19 protein-coding genes are annotated in these 17,912 nt (G+C 39.8%); 11 read left to right on the forward strand and 8 right to left on the reverse strand.

Features of this window, described 5'->3' with window-relative positions:
- Positions 1-155: 155 nt before the first annotated feature.
- Positions 156-932, reverse strand: coding sequence for an RNA-guided endonuclease InsQ/TnpB family protein (locus AC2D3N_RS07495; protein WP_200816681.1), 777 nt, complete (start codon positions 930-932; stop codon positions 156-158).
- Positions 933-1,202: 270 nt separating this feature from the next.
- On the opposite strand from AC2D3N_RS07495, the gene AC2D3N_RS07500 reads away from it, so the two are divergent.
- The 4 genes from AC2D3N_RS07500 (at position 1,203) to AC2D3N_RS07515 (ending at position 4,551) form a co-directional block, all read left to right on the forward strand.
- Positions 1,203-1,604, forward strand: coding sequence for a DUF7682 family zinc-binding protein (locus AC2D3N_RS07500; RefSeq protein WP_079676999.1), 402 nt, complete (start codon positions 1,203-1,205; stop codon positions 1,602-1,604).
- 81 nt (positions 1,605-1,685) lie between these two features.
- Complete coding sequence (locus AC2D3N_RS07505) at positions 1,686-2,858, forward strand: cysteine desulfurase family protein (RefSeq protein ID WP_484693240.1); 1,173 nt, start codon at positions 1,686-1,688, stop codon at positions 2,856-2,858.
- 147 nt (positions 2,859-3,005) lie between these two features.
- Complete coding sequence (locus tag AC2D3N_RS07510) at positions 3,006-3,749, forward strand: DUF1995 family protein (protein ID WP_079676997.1); 744 nt, start codon at positions 3,006-3,008, stop codon at positions 3,747-3,749.
- 46 nt (positions 3,750-3,795) lie between these two features.
- Positions 3,796-4,551, forward strand: a complete 756-nt coding sequence (locus tag AC2D3N_RS07515) for a metallophosphoesterase family protein (protein WP_079676996.1) — start codon at positions 3,796-3,798, stop codon at positions 4,549-4,551.
- A 172-nt stretch (positions 4,552-4,723) separates the two neighbouring features.
- Here the strand turns inward: AC2D3N_RS07515 and AC2D3N_RS07520 are convergent, their stop codons facing one another.
- Positions 4,724-5,101, reverse strand: coding sequence for a thioredoxin family protein (locus AC2D3N_RS07520; protein WP_079676995.1), 378 nt, complete (start codon positions 5,099-5,101; stop codon positions 4,724-4,726).
- A gap of 48 nt (positions 5,102-5,149) precedes the next feature.
- Entirely contained in the window at positions 5,150-5,863 is a 714-nt protein-coding gene (locus AC2D3N_RS07525; protein WP_079676994.1) for an NnrU family protein, read from the reverse strand.
- Positions 5,864-5,990: 127 nt separating this feature from the next.
- Here AC2D3N_RS07525 and AC2D3N_RS07530 point away from each other — a divergent pair, with 127 nt between their 5' ends.
- The 4 genes from AC2D3N_RS07530 (at position 5,991) to AC2D3N_RS07545 (ending at position 9,611) form a co-directional block, all read left to right on the forward strand.
- Positions 5,991-6,980 (forward strand): LysR family transcriptional regulator, encoded by a 990-nt coding sequence (locus AC2D3N_RS07530; protein WP_079676993.1) that lies wholly within the window; start codon positions 5,991-5,993, stop codon positions 6,978-6,980.
- A 95-nt stretch (positions 6,981-7,075) separates the two neighbouring features.
- Positions 7,076-8,110: a LysR family transcriptional regulator gene (locus tag AC2D3N_RS07535; RefSeq protein ID WP_079676992.1), complete on the forward strand. Its 1,035-nt coding sequence runs from the start codon at positions 7,076-7,078 to the stop codon at positions 8,108-8,110.
- A gap of 108 nt (positions 8,111-8,218) precedes the next feature.
- Positions 8,219-9,061, forward strand: a complete 843-nt coding sequence (locus AC2D3N_RS07540; protein ID WP_484693241.1) for a protein kinase domain-containing protein — start codon at positions 8,219-8,221, stop codon at positions 9,059-9,061.
- Between the two features lie 34 nt (positions 9,062-9,095).
- Positions 9,096-9,611 (forward strand): hypothetical protein, encoded by a 516-nt coding sequence (locus tag AC2D3N_RS07545; protein ID WP_484693242.1) that lies wholly within the window; start codon positions 9,096-9,098, stop codon positions 9,609-9,611.
- Between the two features lie 17 nt (positions 9,612-9,628).
- Here AC2D3N_RS07545 and AC2D3N_RS07550 read toward each other — a convergent pair whose 3' ends face one another.
- A complete protein-coding gene (locus AC2D3N_RS07550; protein WP_484693243.1) occupies positions 9,629-10,198 on the reverse strand; it encodes a Uma2 family endonuclease in 570 nt (189 codons plus the stop codon).
- 139 nt (positions 10,199-10,337) lie between these two features.
- Here AC2D3N_RS07550 and AC2D3N_RS07555 point away from each other — a divergent pair, with 139 nt between their 5' ends.
- A complete protein-coding gene (locus AC2D3N_RS07555) occupies positions 10,338-11,399 on the forward strand; it encodes a PstS family phosphate ABC transporter substrate-binding protein (protein WP_484693244.1) in 1,062 nt (353 codons plus the stop codon).
- Between the two features lie 93 nt (positions 11,400-11,492).
- Positions 11,493-12,917, forward strand: coding sequence for an ABC transporter substrate-binding protein (locus tag AC2D3N_RS07560; RefSeq protein WP_484693245.1), 1,425 nt, complete (start codon positions 11,493-11,495; stop codon positions 12,915-12,917).
- Between the two features lie 2 nt (positions 12,918-12,919).
- Here AC2D3N_RS07560 and AC2D3N_RS07565 read toward each other — a convergent pair whose 3' ends face one another.
- The 4 genes from AC2D3N_RS07565 to AC2D3N_RS07580 all read right to left on the reverse strand — a co-directional run bounded on the left by AC2D3N_RS07565 (position 12,920) and on the right by AC2D3N_RS07580 (position 16,705).
- Entirely contained in the window at positions 12,920-13,213 is a 294-nt protein-coding gene (locus AC2D3N_RS07565) for a Uma2 family endonuclease (RefSeq protein ID WP_484693740.1), read from the reverse strand.
- A complete protein-coding gene (locus AC2D3N_RS07570; RefSeq protein WP_484693246.1) occupies positions 13,188-13,478 on the reverse strand; it encodes a Uma2 family endonuclease in 291 nt (96 codons plus the stop codon). The genes AC2D3N_RS07565 and AC2D3N_RS07570 overlap by 26 nt, the downstream gene beginning before the upstream one ends.
- Before the next feature lie 130 nt (positions 13,479-13,608).
- Positions 13,609-14,568 carry a protochlorophyllide reductase gene (locus tag AC2D3N_RS07575; RefSeq protein WP_484693247.1) on the reverse strand — a complete coding sequence of 320 codons (960 nt, stop codon included), beginning with the start codon at positions 14,566-14,568 and terminating at the stop codon, positions 13,609-13,611.
- Positions 14,569-14,692: 124 nt separating this feature from the next.
- A complete protein-coding gene (locus tag AC2D3N_RS07580; protein ID WP_484693248.1) occupies positions 14,693-16,705 on the reverse strand; it encodes a DICT sensory domain-containing protein in 2,013 nt (670 codons plus the stop codon).
- A gap of 374 nt (positions 16,706-17,079) precedes the next feature.
- On the opposite strand from AC2D3N_RS07580, the gene AC2D3N_RS07585 reads away from it, so the two are divergent.
- Positions 17,080-17,829 (forward strand): DNA-methyltransferase, encoded by a 750-nt coding sequence (locus AC2D3N_RS07585; RefSeq protein ID WP_079676984.1) that lies wholly within the window; start codon positions 17,080-17,082, stop codon positions 17,827-17,829.
- Positions 17,830-17,912: the final 83 nt, after the last annotated feature.

Below are 17,912 nucleotides of genomic sequence, written 5' to 3' on the forward strand. Positions count from 1 at the left end.
ATTCGGGGGCATGAATTTTTAACCGAGATTTTAGATAACAATCAAAAAATCAATAACTATTGTCTATTGCCCATTTTTCTAAAACCCATTGCCCATTGCCTAGCTTCATGATTCAGTTGACACTCCCTCGCCCTAAAAGAGCGGGGATTCTTGGTTCACTGACTCAACTTGTCTTGACAGGTATTACTACCAGCCCAGATAGAGGTTGTATCTCCCCAAGCGTTTAGGTCTTCCGACCAACTTCCGATATGCCCTATCGTAGCTTTTTTGAGTATATTTAATGCAGCTATTTTATCTCTATCCTCACAATATCCACAAGAACAAATGTGAGTTCTAACCGATAAAGACTTTTTGATTAATTGACCACAGTTAAAGCATTCTTGAGATGTATAAGCCGGATTAACAGCAATTGTTAATCTACCATACTTAACTCCAAAATACTCAATCCATTTTCTTAATTGTGACCAACCAGCATCATTAATACTCTTAGCTAGTTTTGGGTGACGCACAAGGTTCTTGACTTTTAAATCTTCATAGGCTATCAAGTCGTTTGACTGAATTAAACGGAGTGCTAGTCTCTTAGCAAACTCTTCTCGCTGCCTACTTACTTTTAAATGTCCCTTAGCGTACTTTCTTCTAGCCTTAATGTAGTTATTAGATGGTTTTTTACCTTGGATAAATTTTTTGGATTTCCTCCTATTTAATTTATTTAAACGTTTTTCTGCTCGTCGATAATATTTAGGACATTCAACAACATTTTGGTTGGTGTCAGCATAAAGATATTTTAGTCCCATATCCAGACCTACACATTGTTGGGTAGGTTCTAACTGAGGAGTAATATCTCTAATATCAAGCTTTAATAATAACTGTACAAGCCTCATCAATTGAGCGATACTGATATTCTTTCCCTCTAAGCTTGTACTCCAGAACAAACATTTGCGTGAGCAACCTACTACGCAAACTATCTTAGCAGACTAAAATTAGGTTGACAACACCTAGACAAAAAAAGCCGTCCTAGAAGGCTTGCCCTGAGCTTGTCGAATGGGACAGGACTTTAAACCCCAAATTTTCGGTAATCTATTAATAGGACGAGATTAACTTAATTTCTGCCAAGTCACCGACGGAAAAAGATATAACAGTCTGTCAGCGCCGTAAGCACTTGCTCAGAGCTTGTAGGCGCGAATCACCCTCACTGCTGTGCTATGCCAAAACGAAAGAGGACATTTCCCTGTGGCCATAAAGGATATGGGAAAATTTGTCATCGTTGTAATCAACAAGAGGTGACACAGGATTCCCACAGTCAGGCTATGGAGGACAAACGAACCAAAAAACTAGAATGGGAAGCCTCCTTTACTCAGGATATCATTGATCTCAGAGGCTTACCCGATTATGTTGTGATTAAGGCCAGGACTATTTTAGCGGGCTTAAGTGACCAAAAAAATTATCGAGACTTTGGAGGTAAGCGACTACGCCATAATCGTTTTATTGTCAGTATTCCCGTAACGCGAAATTATCGAATGCTTTGTCAAGATAGCGGTAATTTATTAGTTCCTCAAAAAGTTCTTTCTCATGAAGATTACAACGTTTGTAAACCAGGAGATTAATTAACTCAAATCCTCTCAATTCTAACGATTTTTAATTGTGCTTGCGGAAAACAAAACTCAACTTTTGATTGATAAAAATCTATGCAAATTTACCTCGATCATAGCGCAACCACTCCCCCCCGTGCAGAAGTGATCACCCTAATGCAAACGGTGATGACTGAAAATTGGGGAAATCCTTCTAGTATTCATGAGTGGGGTAACAGAGCCGCTATGATTTTAGAACGCTCCAGAATACAGGTGGCCCACCTGATTAACGCCCCACCGGAATCAATTATTTTTACCTGCGGGGGAACAGAAGCCGATAATCTAGCGATTATGGGGGTCGCCCGTCAATATTCCCAGCCGCAACATTTAATTATTTCTGCGGTGGAACATTCGGCTATTGCCGAACCCGCAAAACTTCTGGAACAATGGGGATGGCAAATTACCCGCTTACCTGTAGATAGTCGCGGACGTGTTCACCCCCTGGACTTACAGGCAGCCATTCAACCAAATACGGTGCTAGTGTCGATTATTTATGGCCAGAGCGAAGTGGGAACCCTGCAACCGATTCAAACCCTGGGCAAAATTGCCCATGCTCATGGGGCTTTATTTCATACCGATGCGGTACAGGTAGCGGGACGTTTGCCCCTGGATATGCAGCAGTTACCCGTTGATTTATTATCCCTATCCAGTCATAAATTGTATGGCCCCCAGGGAGCAGGGGCGTTATATGTGCGGGAAGGGGTACAGTTAACTCCGTTATTAGCTGGAGGTGGACAGGAATTTCAACTGCGTTCTGGGACACAGGCCGTCCCCACCCTGGCCGGATTTGGGTTAGCTTGCCAATTAGCGGCCCAGGATATGGTGACAGAAACGTCTCGGTTAATGGAGTTACGCGATCGCCTATTTGACTTATTAGCCGATGTGCCGTATTTATTACCCACAGGCGATCGTTTAAATCGTTTACCCCATCATGTTAGTTTCTGTGTTGCCCCAAAACACATCAACCCTGCCACCTTAACGGGAAAAACCCTAGTCCGTCAACTGAATTTAGCCGGAATTGGTATTAGTGCAGGTTCGGCCTGTAGTAGTGGTAAACTCAGTCCCAGTCCGATTTTATTGGCAATGGGATATGACGAAATCACCGCTTTAGGTGGGATTCGTTTTACCCTGGGACGGGATACCACCAAAGCCGATATTGATTGGACAGCCATGGTGGTGAAACAAGTCCTCAAGCGTTTAGTTCCCCGTATCGAATTAGCACGATGTTAGGGGAATTATACACAGACCTTGAGATCCCCCCTAACCCTGGCTTGAGAAGGGGGGAAATAGACTTAAAAGTCCCCCTTTTTAATGGGGATCTAGGGGGATATCCACTCATTTTTTTAACAACAGTTAATCATTAATAAATTTAAAATTATGCCCGAATTACCTAATAGTTTAGCCGAGGCAATTGAACAGGCAAAACAAGCCACTAAAGCTGCATTAGATGATGGTTATAAGTTAATTCAAATCGAATTAGTCTTTCCTGAAATTGAACTAGAAGCTCAATCTATTGCCCTAGAATTTATTCCCGTTATTCAGAAACCTGATAGTCAATTAGTCGTCTTATTTCCCGATACCGGAGCCGCTGCTTTAGCCCGTCGGGACTGGGGAAAAACATCTTTTCGGGTCACTGATTTAGGTACTTCTCGTTCTCCGGTTGAAACTCGATTAGAAGCAGAAGATCAGCAATTTTTAGTGGTATCCCCTTCTGCGGTGGAAGTGGCTCAGATGGAAAAATTATCTCAATTAGCCGGAGATCGTCCAGTAATTTTACTTAATCCAAAACTAGAAGATATTGCTATTATAGGAATAGGATATGCTGCTCGTCAGTTGCGAGAAAGGTTTATCAAGACCATTGAATCTTGCTATTACCTCAAATCCCTAGAAGGTGCAGCACTCAGACGTTGTTATCCTTCAATGTGGGAAGTTTGGTTAGAAGTTGATGGACAGTACCAGTTAATCACTGAACAACCGACAAAACCCGTCGGCGATGAATTGGATCTGATTCTGGCACAGGCGACTCAGGGGGGTGACTCGTCAGTGGAGCCAACTGTCCAACGGCCGAGAAAAGGTGTTTTATCTGGACTTCAGAGTTTTATTCGCGCCTTAAGTCGATAATTTCTATTTTGAAGAACACCTTATAGTGTGTGCAATTAAATAAAAAATGCTGACTCGACGCATTGTTATTGGTGATGTACACGGGCATTATGACGGGCTAATGACTTTATTAGATCGAATTGCTCCGGGTACAAATGATCAGGTTTATTTTTTGGGGGATTTAATTGATCGTGGGCCGAAAAGCGCCCAAGTGGTTAATTTTGTCAAAAATAGTCCCTATCAATGTTTACGGGGCAACCATGAACAACTGATGTTAAATGCGTTGCCCGATGAAGGGAAAAATCCCCAAGCGTGGCAAGCTTGGTTATATAGTGGCGGTCTGACTACGATTACCAGTTATCAAGATTTAGGAATTATTCCTCGGGATCATGTGCATTGGATGGCTTCTTTACCCCTATATTTAGATTTAGGGGATGTTTGGCTGGTTCATGCGGGGGTGCATCCCAAAATGTCAATTAAAGAACAAAATGAGGAAGAATTTTGTTGGATACGGCGAGAATTTCATAATATCCCTAAACCCTATTTTGCGGACAAGTTAATTATTATTGGTCATACCATTACCTTTACTTTTGATGGTATTGAACCGGGACAGTTAGTTCAAGGTCAGGGATGGTTAGGAATTGATACGGGGGTTTATCACGCAAAAAGTGGTTGGTTAACGGGACTAGATATTACAAATAAAAAAGTGTATCAAGTGAATGTTATGCACCATAATCAAATGCGGATTTTACCGTTAAATCGGGTAGTTACCCATTTAAAACCGCCTTCTTTCTTAGCTAGATTGAGTTATGTTAGACCCTGAAGATGGGGCAAAAAGTTTTCAAAAAAAGAATCCGTGTGTTAAAAAGCTGCAACCACTAGCTAGTTTTATTGGTATAATGAATGAATTTAAACCCTTAAAAGCATTCCCAAGCCTTAGCCTGGGAATCAAAAAACGGGACAGTGTTAATTAATTAATCACTGCAAAAAGCCCGTCAAACTTCTAAAGGCAAAACTTCCTGGGTTTGACGGGTGGGTTGTGAACTCGGATAATTGACCATAAAACTATCAAGGCGACGTCGTAAATCTTCTCGACCTTGAAAATGTTCGAGCCGATATAAAACCTGACCTCGATCAAAAATAATTAATGTTGGTAAAGTTTGGAGGCGATAGGTACTCGCTAACTTTAAACTTTGATCCGCATTCACACCTACTAGCTTGATTGTGCCTCGCCAGTCCTCCTGGAATTGACGCAGTTGAGGCATAATTAGCTTACACAGTCCACACCAAGGTGCCCAAAAATGTACTAAAACAGGAGAAGAAGATTCCAGAACTTCTTGAGTAAACATCTGCTCATTGACCGACAATAGCATCATTCCTCAAATTTTATTAATCAGTGTTTTTATATCCCTGGGATCATGCTACCAGTCTATGTTACCTGTTGCACGCATTAATAGGGGATGAATTTGCCAGAGTAACAGGATAAAAATACCGACTCCTAAATAAGCCCATCGGAAAAACTCTTTGAATTCAAGGGTTTGGCGACCTTGGGCGATCGCTAAAAAGGGAATCACAGAGGTGCGAGATCTCACGGTTTCAAAGGATTTGCCATAACGGGCTAACAAACGGCGATCGCCATGCCACACGGCAAATAAGTGATGCAAGATCAACCCCAGGGAAGTTAACAGGGTGAAACTCGTCCCCAACCATAAGGTATGACCCACACACCAAATCACTTGACCCACCATTTGCGGATGTCTGGTAATGCGGATAATTCCGGTTTCATACAGATGGACTTCCGGTTTCTGAATGGCCGCAATTTCTAACAAATTAAAAGTGGCTGGATAGAGAAAAATAAATGAAATTGCGGATAAGATCCAAACGATGGGTTTAACAACAACCACATCCTGCACCATCCAAAGTTGTAATCCATCGTAACGATGATTAAAAAAATAGATAATTAGAACCGTGGCTAACGGGATGCTCACCAAAGCAAATAAAACTCTATAGACCCTAGCCCCAATTTTCGATTCTCCCCAAGGTCGCAAGGCTGCTAAACCACTATGGGCGATCGCAAACCCCAAAAGTAACCCCAACATCACAAAATGGCTAGATGTTAGCCAATGCTCAGACATTTTGACCTTTTCTCCATTAATAATAAAGTTAATTTCAATTACCCTTCATCGTTGCAGTATGCTGAAAGAACTTGATCCCCCATCCTAAAAGTCATCACGCTTCCTTATTTTACCGAGGTTGAGGAATATGTCTGACCTTCCATTCACTTTAGATCAGTTACGCATCCTGAAAGCGATCGCGGCTGAGGGTAGCTTTAAACGCGCTGCCGATAGTCTTTATGTCTCCCAACCTGCTGTTAGTCTTCAGGTGCAAAACCTAGAAAGACAGTTGGATGTGCCACTGTTTGACCGAGGGGGACGTCGCGCCCAACTCACAGAAGCGGGTCATCTGCTCCTGAGTTATGGTGAAAAAATTCTCTCCCTATGTCAAGAAACCTGTCGGGCCATTGAAGATTTACAAAATTTGCGGGGGGGAACTTTAATTATCGGGGCATCTCAAACCACCGGAACCTATATGTTACCCCGGATGATTGGGTTATTTCGAGAAAAATACCCCGATGTTTCGGTACAGTTACACGTTCATTCGACCCGGCGCACCGCCTGGAGTGTGGTGAATGGACAAATTGACTTAGCCATTGTCGGGGGGGAAATTGCGCCGGAATTGATGTCCGCCTTGGAAATTGTTCCCTATGCGGAGGATGAACTGGCGTTAATTGTGCCCACATCCCATGAATTTGCCCAGCGAGAAACTATTCTTAAAGAGGATTTATACTCGTTAAAATTTATTAGTTTGGATGCTCAATCAACCATTCGGAAAGTCATTGATCAAGTTTTAACCCGTTGTGGAATTGATACCACCCATCTGCAATTAGAAATGGAACTCAGTTCGATTGAAGCGATTAAAAATGCAGTTCAATCGGGGTTGGGAGTTGCCTTTGTTTCCACGTCTGCCATTGAAAAAGAGTTGCAAATGGGGGTGCTGCAAAGGGTTAAAATTGATCAGGTGATTGTCAAACGGACGTTATCGGTGATTTATAATCCGAATCGCTATCGATCCAAGGCAGCCGAGGCATTTACAAATGAAATTTTACCCAAGTTTGCCAGCCCCGATTTTAACAAACATAGTATTGATGTTCAATACCCAACTGAATACACGGCTTTACCTTTATCAGATTGATTTAACCGAGTTGTTTTTCACCCTTGAGGTTAAAATTATCTAAAATAATCTGATTTTTGATTCTATTTTTGCTCAATTCTTTACCCACTCTCACAATGACAGATGTTCCTTTTACCTTAGATCAATTACGCATTCTCAAAGCGATCGCAACTGAGGGAAGTTTTAAGCGGGCGGCGGATAGTTTATATGTTTCCCAGCCCGCTATTAGTTTACAAGTCCAAAATTTAGAACGACAGTTAAGTGTTCCGTTATTTGATCGTGGAGGACGCAGAGCTAAATTAACAGAAGCCGGACATCTTTTATTAAATTATGGCGAAAAAATCTTGAGTTTATGTCAGGAAACCTGCCGCGCCATTGAGGATTTACAAAATCTCCAAGGGGGAACCTTAATTGTCGGTGCTTCCCAAACCACCGGAACCTATTTACTCCCTCGGATGATTGGTTTATTTCGAGAAAAATATCCCGATGTGGCGGTGCAACTGCACGTTCATTCGACTCGACGCACCGCTTGGAGTGTGGCAAATGGACAAATTGATCTAGCTATTGTGGGGGGGGAAGTACCACCGGAATTGCAAGATGCTTTGACGATTCAACCCTATATTGAAGATGAATTAGCCTTAATCATTTCCCCTTCCCATCCCTTTGCTAAATTAGACAAAATTCAAAAAGAAGACTTGTATCAACTTGACTTTATTTCTTTGGATTATCAGTCTACAATTCGCAAAGTTATTGATCAAGTTTTAATCCGAGCAGAGATCGATCCTCGCTGTCTGAAAGTAGAAATGGAGTTAAATTCCATTGAAGCGATTAAAAATACGGTACAAGCCGGATTAGGTGCTGCTTTTGTTTCGACTTCAGCCATTGAAAAAGAATTAGAAATGAAAGTTTTACATCGCATGGTGATTGAAGATGTTGTTGTTAAACGAATGCTTTCAGTCATTGTTAACCATCATCGCTATCAATCCAAGGCATCTGAGGCTTTTAGTCGAGATATCTTACCCTTATTTACAGCCCAAAGTTGGATATTAAACACCCATAATTTTTCCTCAAATTCTTCTAAAAAACCGATTAATATTGAGACATTTATTTCTCCTACGGATTTTCAAGATACTCAAGACTTAGAACCTTGAACCCATAAAAATAAAGTAGGTGATAACTTGATATTCTGTTAATTTTCTTAATCTTAAAACTTCAAAACTATGAAACTAAAATTTTAATGTTTTATCAGCAGCAACACTATGAAAATTTACTGTACTCGTCCGGGATGTTTGGGGGCTGATCGCAATAATTTTACCGATTTAGAGGATCAAATGATCCTCAAAACCGTACAGCAAAAATTCTGTACCACCTGCGGAATGCCTTTAATTTTAGATGGTCGTTATCTCCCCGAAAGATTATTAGGACAAGGTGGGTTTGGGACAGCTTATTTAGCTAAAGATCGTCGCTCTCCTACTCTGAAATATTGTGTGGTTAAACAATTTAAACCCTCATCGGATTTAAACGCTCAACAATTAGCAACGGCTCAGGTTTTATTTGAAAGAGAAGCTCATGTTCTGGAACAATTGGGCAATAAACATCCCCAAATTCCTGATTTATTTGCCTATTTTCCCTTAGAAGCCCCTGGATGGCATACCTCAAAACCAGAATGTTTTTTTTATATTGTTCAAGAGTATATTAATGGAGAAAATTTAGAAACCGAAATTCATTCAAAAGGACAATTTTCAGAAGCAGAAGTTAGGGAAGTTCTCCAAGAAGTGCTAAAAATTTTAGAATTTGTTCATGATCATGATGTGATTCACCGCGATATTAAACCCTCTAATATTATGCGCGATCGCCAAGGTCTTTTACATTTATTAGATTTTGGTGCGGTTAAACAAGTCACCCAAAGTCCAGGGGGTACATCGACCGGAATTTATTCTTTAGGATTTGCACCCCCTGAACAAATGCGAGGTTATACGGTGTTTCCTTCCACGGATTTATATGCCTTGGCAGTGACTTGTATTGTATTATTAACCGCAAAAGATCCTCAAGATTTATTTGATAGTTATAGTAATCAATGGAAACTGGAAACAATTTGTTAGGGTTTCCGATGAATTAGCGAATATTTTAGATAAAATGTTATTACCTACACCTAGCGATCGCTTTGGTTCCGCTACTCAAGTTTTAACCGCCTTAAACCCTCCCCAAATTCCACCCATTCCCCAACCTCCTCCAATCCCTTCTCCTGCTATTTCTCCTTCTGTAACTCCCGTTCAACCTTTAGTAACAACTCGCTCTTTTTCTACCTTAGAATTGTTATCGAATGCCGCCTTTATTGGGTTTGAAATGGGAGTTTTCGCCAGCTTAGGATTTGCTGTATTTAAGGTATTTAGTTTCCCGCCTATTTTTTTATTAATCATTGGTTTAGTCACGGTCACGGGATTAATATTTGCCCTATATCACCGTTGGCTCGAAGTCGGATTAGATTTTATCATTATCCCCTTAATTTCCATAGGAGTTTTATACTTTATTTTATTAAAATTAGGCCCTTCTATCATGTTAACTACAGTTCCTTTAATTATGGCTGTATTTAGCGTGGCTGTAACTACTTTATTCCGGTTAATTTATCTTCTACTTAAACGATTTTTATAAACCAGGACAAGAAAAGATTAGACTAAATAGAGTAAACTGAATAAATCTGTTACTGAAAATTGCCAATCATTTAACACCTTCAGCACAGGTAAACTATCCCTATCTGATTTAACTTCGGGAATACAATTCGGTTGAAAAATACTCACGGATTCATCTTCGGGATCGATAAACCAACCTAACTTTGTTCCATGATTCAGACAAAAAGCAATTTTTTGAATCACTCGATTAGGGGATTGATCTGGAGAGAGAATTTCAATGATCCAATCTGGAGGAATTTCAAACCGATTTTTAATTCTTTTATTGGGGCGTAAAGGAATATTATTCCATTCAAAAATAGCGATATCTGGAACAATAGAAACTCCTCCAAAAGTACAACGTAACTCGGTCAGTCCATAGGCTAATTTTTGCGATTCACCCACTCGATTAATTTCCGTTACTAAGCGAGTTTGCAAAATACTATGTTCTCCTTGTGGCATAGGTTTTTGGTAGATATGGGTATTAATATATTCACTCGCCGGCTTCGTTTCTGGTAATTGCAAAAACTCTTGTAAAGAGAGTTTAGATTGAGGCTCTATTGAGGAAACCATAAGCAATTATTCCTTGAATGATTTTGAGATGGTTTTTTTGCTTTTATTCCATACCTTCAGTAATATTATATCAATATCTGCCCCAAGAATCCTACAAAAGTGCTAAGATTTTGCCTAACATCCAAAACCTTTGAGATTTATGGCTCAAAAAAATGATACTACAACTTTAATTCTAGCCTTGTTCATTACCGGAGGATTAATTAGTGGCGGAGTTTGGTGGTTTACTCGCAATATGAATTTGCCAACAGTCTTAAATTCTAATCCCTCTCCCTCTAATTCAATTTCACCCACTTCTGTGCCTCAAACCTCCACAACAAATTTTAAAACCTTTGCTGAAGTTCCTAATGTTCCGAATGGAGTCTTTACCTATGGCGGAAGTACCACCTTTGCACCTATTCGTCAAGGAATTAATCCAGAAGTTCAAACTGTTTTTCCTCAATTTCAATTACGATATTTTCAAAATCCTAGTCAATCCCCAGGTTCAGGAAGTGGGATTAAAATGTTAATTGATAATCAAATTACCTTCGCTGAATCTTCTCGACCTTTACAAGAATCAGAATATCAACAAGCCAGACAAAGGGGCTTAAATTTAATCGAAGTTCCTATTGCTCTTGATGGAATTGTAGTGGCGGTTAATCCCAACTTGAATATTCCAGGGTTAACTATCAATCAATTAAAACAAATTTATACGGGTAAAATCACAAATTGGAGTCAACTCGGCGGGGAAAATATTCCCATTGTTGCCTATTCTCGGACGAAAGAAGCCGGAGGAACAACAGAATTTTTTATTACAAATGTATTAGGAGGAGAGAGTTTTGCCGAGACGATAAAATTTATTCCGACCACCACAGAAGCCCTAAGAGCGATCGCTAATAATCCTGGGGGAATCTATTATGCTTCTGCTCCAGAAGTGGTCGCCCAATGTACGATTAAACCCATCGCTATAGGTCTAACCTCTGGAGCTTTAATTCAACCTTATAAAAATCCTTTAATTTCCCCGGAAAATTGCCCTCAACAACGGAATCAAATTGATCCAGTTGTGTTTAAAAATGGAGCTTATCCTCTCACCCGACGTTTATTTATTATAGTTAAACAAAATAATCAATCTGAACAACAGGCTGGAGAAGCCTACACTCAACTTTTATTAACGTCTCAAGGTCAAGATTTAATTGAAAAACTGGGATTTATTAGAATCCGTTAAGTTTGTTAGGCTGGGTATGTTTCTGTCTGTTAACTTAGAGGTTAATCCCCAAAAAAATGTTAGAATATAACTTCAGCATCAATTGATAATCCGATGTCTCAAAAAAATGAATCTCTAATCTTATTTTTAGCACTTCTGATCACCGGGGGCTTATTAGGGGCGGGTTATTTTTTATTTTTCGGATTTTCTCCTAAACCCCTATTAAATACGAATAACCCCTCTGGAACTTTCCCCCCAGCGTCCTCATCTAATATTGCGGTGGGGTCGATAGAAACTCGCATGAGTCAAGGAGAAAAAGTTTTAATTGCTTCGGGAGATTTAGCTCTGAAACAGTCGGGAGTTGCGGCTTTCGCTTCTCGTCAATATCAGAATGCGGTTCAACAATTTAATGCGGCATTACAACAAAATAAAAACGATCCTGAAGCCTTAGTTTATCGAAATAATGCTCAAATTCTGCAAAATAATCAACCCTTTTATACTATAGCAGTATCTATTCCAATTGGAACTTCTGTGAATACCGCCCAGGAGATTTTAAGAGGAGTGGCTCAGGCTCAAATGGAAGTTAATCAAGGGGGAGGAATTGGAGGAAAATCATTAAATGTGATGATTGTCAATGATGATAATAGTCCTGAAGTTGCTAAAGAAGTTGCTCAAAAGTTAGTAGATAATTCAGAAGTTTTGGGGGTAGTTGGTCATTTTGGCAGTGATACCACCCAAGCCGCCGCACCGATTTATGAAGCCGGAAAATTAGTTTTAATTTCTCCAACCAGTACATCAACTTCTATTTCTAATGCGGGAGACTATATTTTTAGAACTGTTCCGAGCGATCGCTTTGCTGGAAGTAGCTTATCTCGATATTTACTCAATAAGTTAAACTTGAAAAAAGCGGTACTATTTTTTAATAGTGCTAATCAATATAGCACATCCCTACAAACTGAATTTACCACGGCTTTAAGTGGAGATGGGGGGGAAATAGTCAGCGTTTTTGATATTGCTAAACCTAATTTTAATGCCATTCAAGCCCTAGAACAAGCTCGCCAACAGGGAGCCGAAGTAATTGTTTTAACGCCCGATTCTTCTACTATTGAACAGGCGTTACAAGTGGTGAGAATTAATCGCAAACAGTTACCGTTATTGGGCGGAGATAGTTTATATCGACCGGAAACTTTGAAGGTGGGAGGCGATGCGGTGGGGATGGTCATAGCAATTCCTTGGCATATTTTAGCTAATCCTAATTCGGCTTTTGCTCAAACAGCAAATCAACTCTGGGGAGCAACGGTTAACTGGCGCACCGCCACCTCCTATGATGCTACAAAAGCCTTGGTTGCTGCTATTAGTAAAAATCCGACCCGGACAGGGGTGCAACAAGCGCTTTCCGCCCCGGATTTTACGCCCCAGGGAGCAACGGGGGTGATTCGGTTTTTACCCTCGGGCGATCGCAATCAACCCTTACAATTAGTTACTATTGAACCGGGAAATCGTTCAGGACTCGGTTATGATTTTGTTCCTGTTCCTTAAGATCAAAAAATCTGATTAACGTTAAAATTAAATTCAGGAAAAACACCGATCGTTAAGGTTTGTTCTACTGTAAAAAACTGAATAGATTGATAACCATTAGTAGTGGGAGTTCGATACACCCGCACAATATTTTGATTCAGGTCAATTAACCAAACTTCCTGAATTTCACTCTGACAATAGAGGGGAATTTTTACCTGTTGGTCAAAATCAATTGTTGTATCCGAGACTTCTATTAATAACAGAATATCCGAGGGTTGGGGATGTCTTTCTTCATAAAAATCGGGACGAGGTTGCAGGAGAAACTAAGTCGGGTTGAGGTTGTGATAAATTATTTAATTGAATTGGGTTTTGAGTATCAATAATAACGCGATCGCCTAACTGACGATTCAATAAATAATCCAACCGTCGTACACAAGCCGCGTGACGTTTTCCAATCGGTGACATTTTAATAATTTCTCCCGCCACTAATTCATTATTCTCATCGGCTTTAAAAACCCCAACTTCCCCCATTTTCTGATAGTCTTCAACGGTAAAACGTCGTTTTAAAACTTGAATTGACATTTTAACCTCCTCGTTTATTGATATAATTATAGGGAATAGGGAACAGGGAAATCCCCACACTTAAAAGTAGGGGATTTGTACAAGAATTCATTGAAACAGCCAAAAGTATTGTCCCTACTCCCTGATTTTATTAGTAAGCTAATCCCACCAACCTAGCACTTAAATCCCACATTTTTTTCCCTTTTTCATCATCGCTGGCTTGGGGAGAAACCTTTTGCACAAAAGACTGGCGATCCTTCTTCTGGCGATTTCCCCAACTCCAATACATTCCCGACTGTTTATATTCAGGATCAGCCACCACCATGGCGACGCGATCACCTGATAATTCCTCAGTAACAAATCCCCCAGTAATGTATTTTTGAAATAGGGGAAAAATCTTTTGGAATAGGGGATAATGATTGCGGAATAAAGCTGTTGTTGCCACACAACCAGGATAGAGAGAAGTAAAAGTAATCCCCGTTGAATCATGGTAACGGCGATGTAATTCTCGCATCGTTAAAACATTACAAACTTTGCTATCTTTATAGGCTTTAACAGGTTCAAATTGTTTTCCATTAATCATGGTAATCGGATCTTTGAAACCTTGTTCAAATCCTTCGAGATTGCCTAAGTCGGGACGGGGAGGAATTTTACCCCCTAACTCATCGGGGTTGTGGGTCACAGTCCCTAAAATCACCATTCTGCGATCGGGGTAGGAGGAACGTTTCATATCCTCCAGCATGACATTGCAGAGGTAGAAATGGCTTAAATGGTTGGTCGCCACCGTTAATTCATAACCCTCTGGACTCCATAAAGGCTCCTTAATTAAAGGCATATAAATCGCCGCATTGCAGACCAAGGCATCTAACGAGCGACCCAGAGACCGGAAATTAGCGACAAACTGTTTGACACTAGCTAAAGATCCTAAATCTATGGGGAGAATGGTATAGCTGTCCTTGGACATTCCCACGGATTCGGCCGCCTGTTCAGTTTTGGCTAAATTACGACAGGCCATCACCACATACCAACCCTTTTGGGCTAAGGCTCTAGCGGCTTGCAAACCAACGCCCGAAGACGCTCCCGTAATCACAACTGTTGCTTGATTTGCCATGAAATTCTAACTCAATTTACTATTGTTGACTTTTTCTAGGATCTCATGTTTTAACACCCTGGTCACTATTGTAGTGAGTCCTTCAGGACTCAGAGTTAGATAGCCCTAAAGGGCTTACTACAAATCAGGAATCACCTTCAACATAAGGGATCGTGAAATGGAACTGACTCCCTTGATTTTTACCCAGGGAATCTGCCCAAATTATCCCGCCCCAACCATTTACAATTTGTTTACTGATCGCTAATCCTAAGCCTGTTCCACCCACACTCCGACGTAGTGATCCTTCTTCCTGGTAAAAACGCTCAAATACTGCGTCTAAACGATTAGGTTCAATTCCCCGTCCAGTATCAGAGATTGTCACTTCTACCATTTGTTCTTGATTACATTTGGCGTTAATGGTAACTTTGCCATCAGAATCAGTAAATTTACAGGCATTATCTAAAAGTTTAGATAGTAGTTCTACTAACCATTCTCCATCGGCTTGAACTAAAGGTAAATTCGGTGAAACTTCTATTTCAATACCTGGAACTTGATTTTGATTATGATGGGTACGAATTCCACTAATGGCTAAATCAATACATTCTTTTAATCTTAAAGATTCGGGGTTCCAGTCTACACGGCCACTTTCTAAATGGGATAATTTCAAAAAATCTTGGACTAATTTTCTTAACCGTTCTGCATCTGTTAAGGCTGTATCTAACATAATTTTTCGCATTTCTACGGGCATATTCGGCTCTTGATTTAAACTTTCTAAACAAATTAAAATTGTGGATAAGGGAGTTCTTAGTTCATGTCCGGTAATGGCAATTAAATTACTGCGGGTGCGTTCTAATGCTTCTAATTGTTGGTTAAGATCTTCTAAATTGGCATAGGTTTCTGCTTGAATAATGGCAGCACCTAGTTGAGTCGCGATCGCATCTACCATTAACAAATCATCTTCTTGCCACAGGGAAAGATTACAATTACATTGGTGTAATTCTACCATTCCCAAAAGTTGACCTTGGTATAAAATAGGAATCATTAACCAACCTTTAATTTCCCATCTTTGGGTAATTTTTTTTAATGATTCTTTTGGCTTTACTGAGTTATTATTAGTATTATTAATCCAGTCTGGATGAATTTTATCGGTTTGATTAATATAAATAGGTTCTTGACGTTTAACAACTTCTTGAAATAGCGGATTTTCTCGCAATATCCAAGTTTTTCCGATGATAGAAACGACATCATTACATAAATATTCATTAGAAATTTTAACAGAATTATCCGTTGCCTTGCAGCGATAAATTAAACAACGACAAGCTCCCATTGCTTCCCCTAATTCCTGGGTTGCTACCTTGATCACTTCTTGAGGGTTTAGAGATTGGCGAATTGTTGCTGTAATAGAGTTAACTAAACGTTCCTTCCGTTCTTTTGCTGCTAAGGAACGATAGACTCGTAAAAGTTCATGTTGTCCTGCTTGTAGATAAGTAACTAAACGATAAGCAAAGGGATCATTGAGAGAAGAATAATCTGTAGAGATAGTATTTGATTTAGTGGGATTTGAAGATTTTTTGGTTTTTTTAGCTACTGAACGAATACCATAAATACTATAGGCTTGTTCTACCTTTTCAGTCAATTCAGGACGGTAATATAAAGTCCGTTCTAAAAGCAATTCTGCAACCTTAATAGAAACTTGCCGATCTGATGTCCAAATTCCTTCAAAGGGACGAGCTTGATCCATCAATAACTGTTCAGATATATCAGAATTCTGGACTAAATCTTCTCGTTCAACACAAACTAAACAGGTTGAATAATATTGTCCTAAAACTAATAAATTCCATTCTTGACTTAGTTGATCTTGCGGGTAAAAAGCCACGGTTTCATGATTATCAGAGGAGTTTTGAAACTCCGTTTCTAACGCCGCCATCACATAAACCTGTGGTGTGAGTTCAGCAATTTTTCGGTAACGGTGAGCTTCTTTACGATAAAATCTTTCCTGTTGGAAGGTAGCAATAACCAGAGGTTGTTCAGTTCCAGCTAAAATCTGATCCTCCATCGCATGAGATAACGCAGTTAAAGAGGATTTAAAATAAATTTGGGGCTTTAAATTGGGCAAAAACTTCAGCAATTCTGTTAGTATCGAGGTGGAGACACTCATTTTATATTAAATCAATAGCTTTAACTAGATTTTTAACTAAAGGCGTATTTATGTTAGTGTTAGCCGAGAAAATGGAGGTGATCTTCACTATGGGTTATGATAGTGTTGCAGTTGTTTGACCAAGGCTAAAACTAGCTCAAAGTTAAGGGGAAGTTGATCATTAGCTTAACTCATTTTCTATTCCCCTTTGGGTTTATAAGTATTTTACCGCAAATCATGGACACTGGAAAATAATCAATTTTTTTGAGTAGCTCTTGACCGGAGACAAAATCTGCGTTAGCTTAGGCAAAATCGGTGTTTTTAAAGCGAATGTAGGTCAAAGTCTAGTAATTTTCACTCAAATCAAACCATTAAGTTATTATCAAGGATAAATAATGACTCTGGATCAGTTATTAGATAAGTTTATTTGTGGAGATTGTATATCCATAATGAGTCAAATGCCAGATAATTGTCTGGGTTTAGTTGTAACTTCCCCACCCTACAACCTGAAAAATTCTACCGGAAATGGGATGAAGGATGGCAGAGGTGGCAAGTGGAAAAATGCTCAACTTGTGCATGGTTATTCAGACTATGATGACAATATGCCCCATGAAAAATATGTGGAATGGCAAAGAGAATGTCTATCCCAAATGATGCGTTTATTAAAAGATGATGGGGCAATATTTTATAATCATAAATGGCGGGTTCAAGACGGTTTACTTCAAGACAGACAAGATATAGTTTCGGGTTTCCCAGTCCGACAAATTATCATCTGGCGACGAAAAGGAGGAATTAACTTCAACCAGGGTTACTTTTTACCCACCTACGAAGTCATTTATTTAATAACGAAGCCAAAATTTAAGTTGACACCTAAAGCTAATGCTCATGGTGATGTTTGGGAGTTCATGCAAGAAATGAATAACTCCCATCCCGCACCTTTTCCGATAGCATTAGCCAGACGATGTATTGAGTCAACAAATGCCGAAATAATTCTTGATCCTTTTATGGGGAGTGGCACTACAGCAGTAGCAGCAAAAAGGCTAGGAAGAAGTTTTATTGGGATCGATCTATCGGCAGAATACTGTCAACAAGCGGAACACAGACTAAGAACTGATACACCTCAATTAGAATTATCACTGATATGATTATTGAGATTATTGATTCTTTGTAGTGCGTTGGTCACTTGCATTTACAGATACAACAGATACCCCTATATTGCGCTAAAGCG

The organism is Planktothrix sp. PLAVEN19ND, assembly GCF_057220675.1.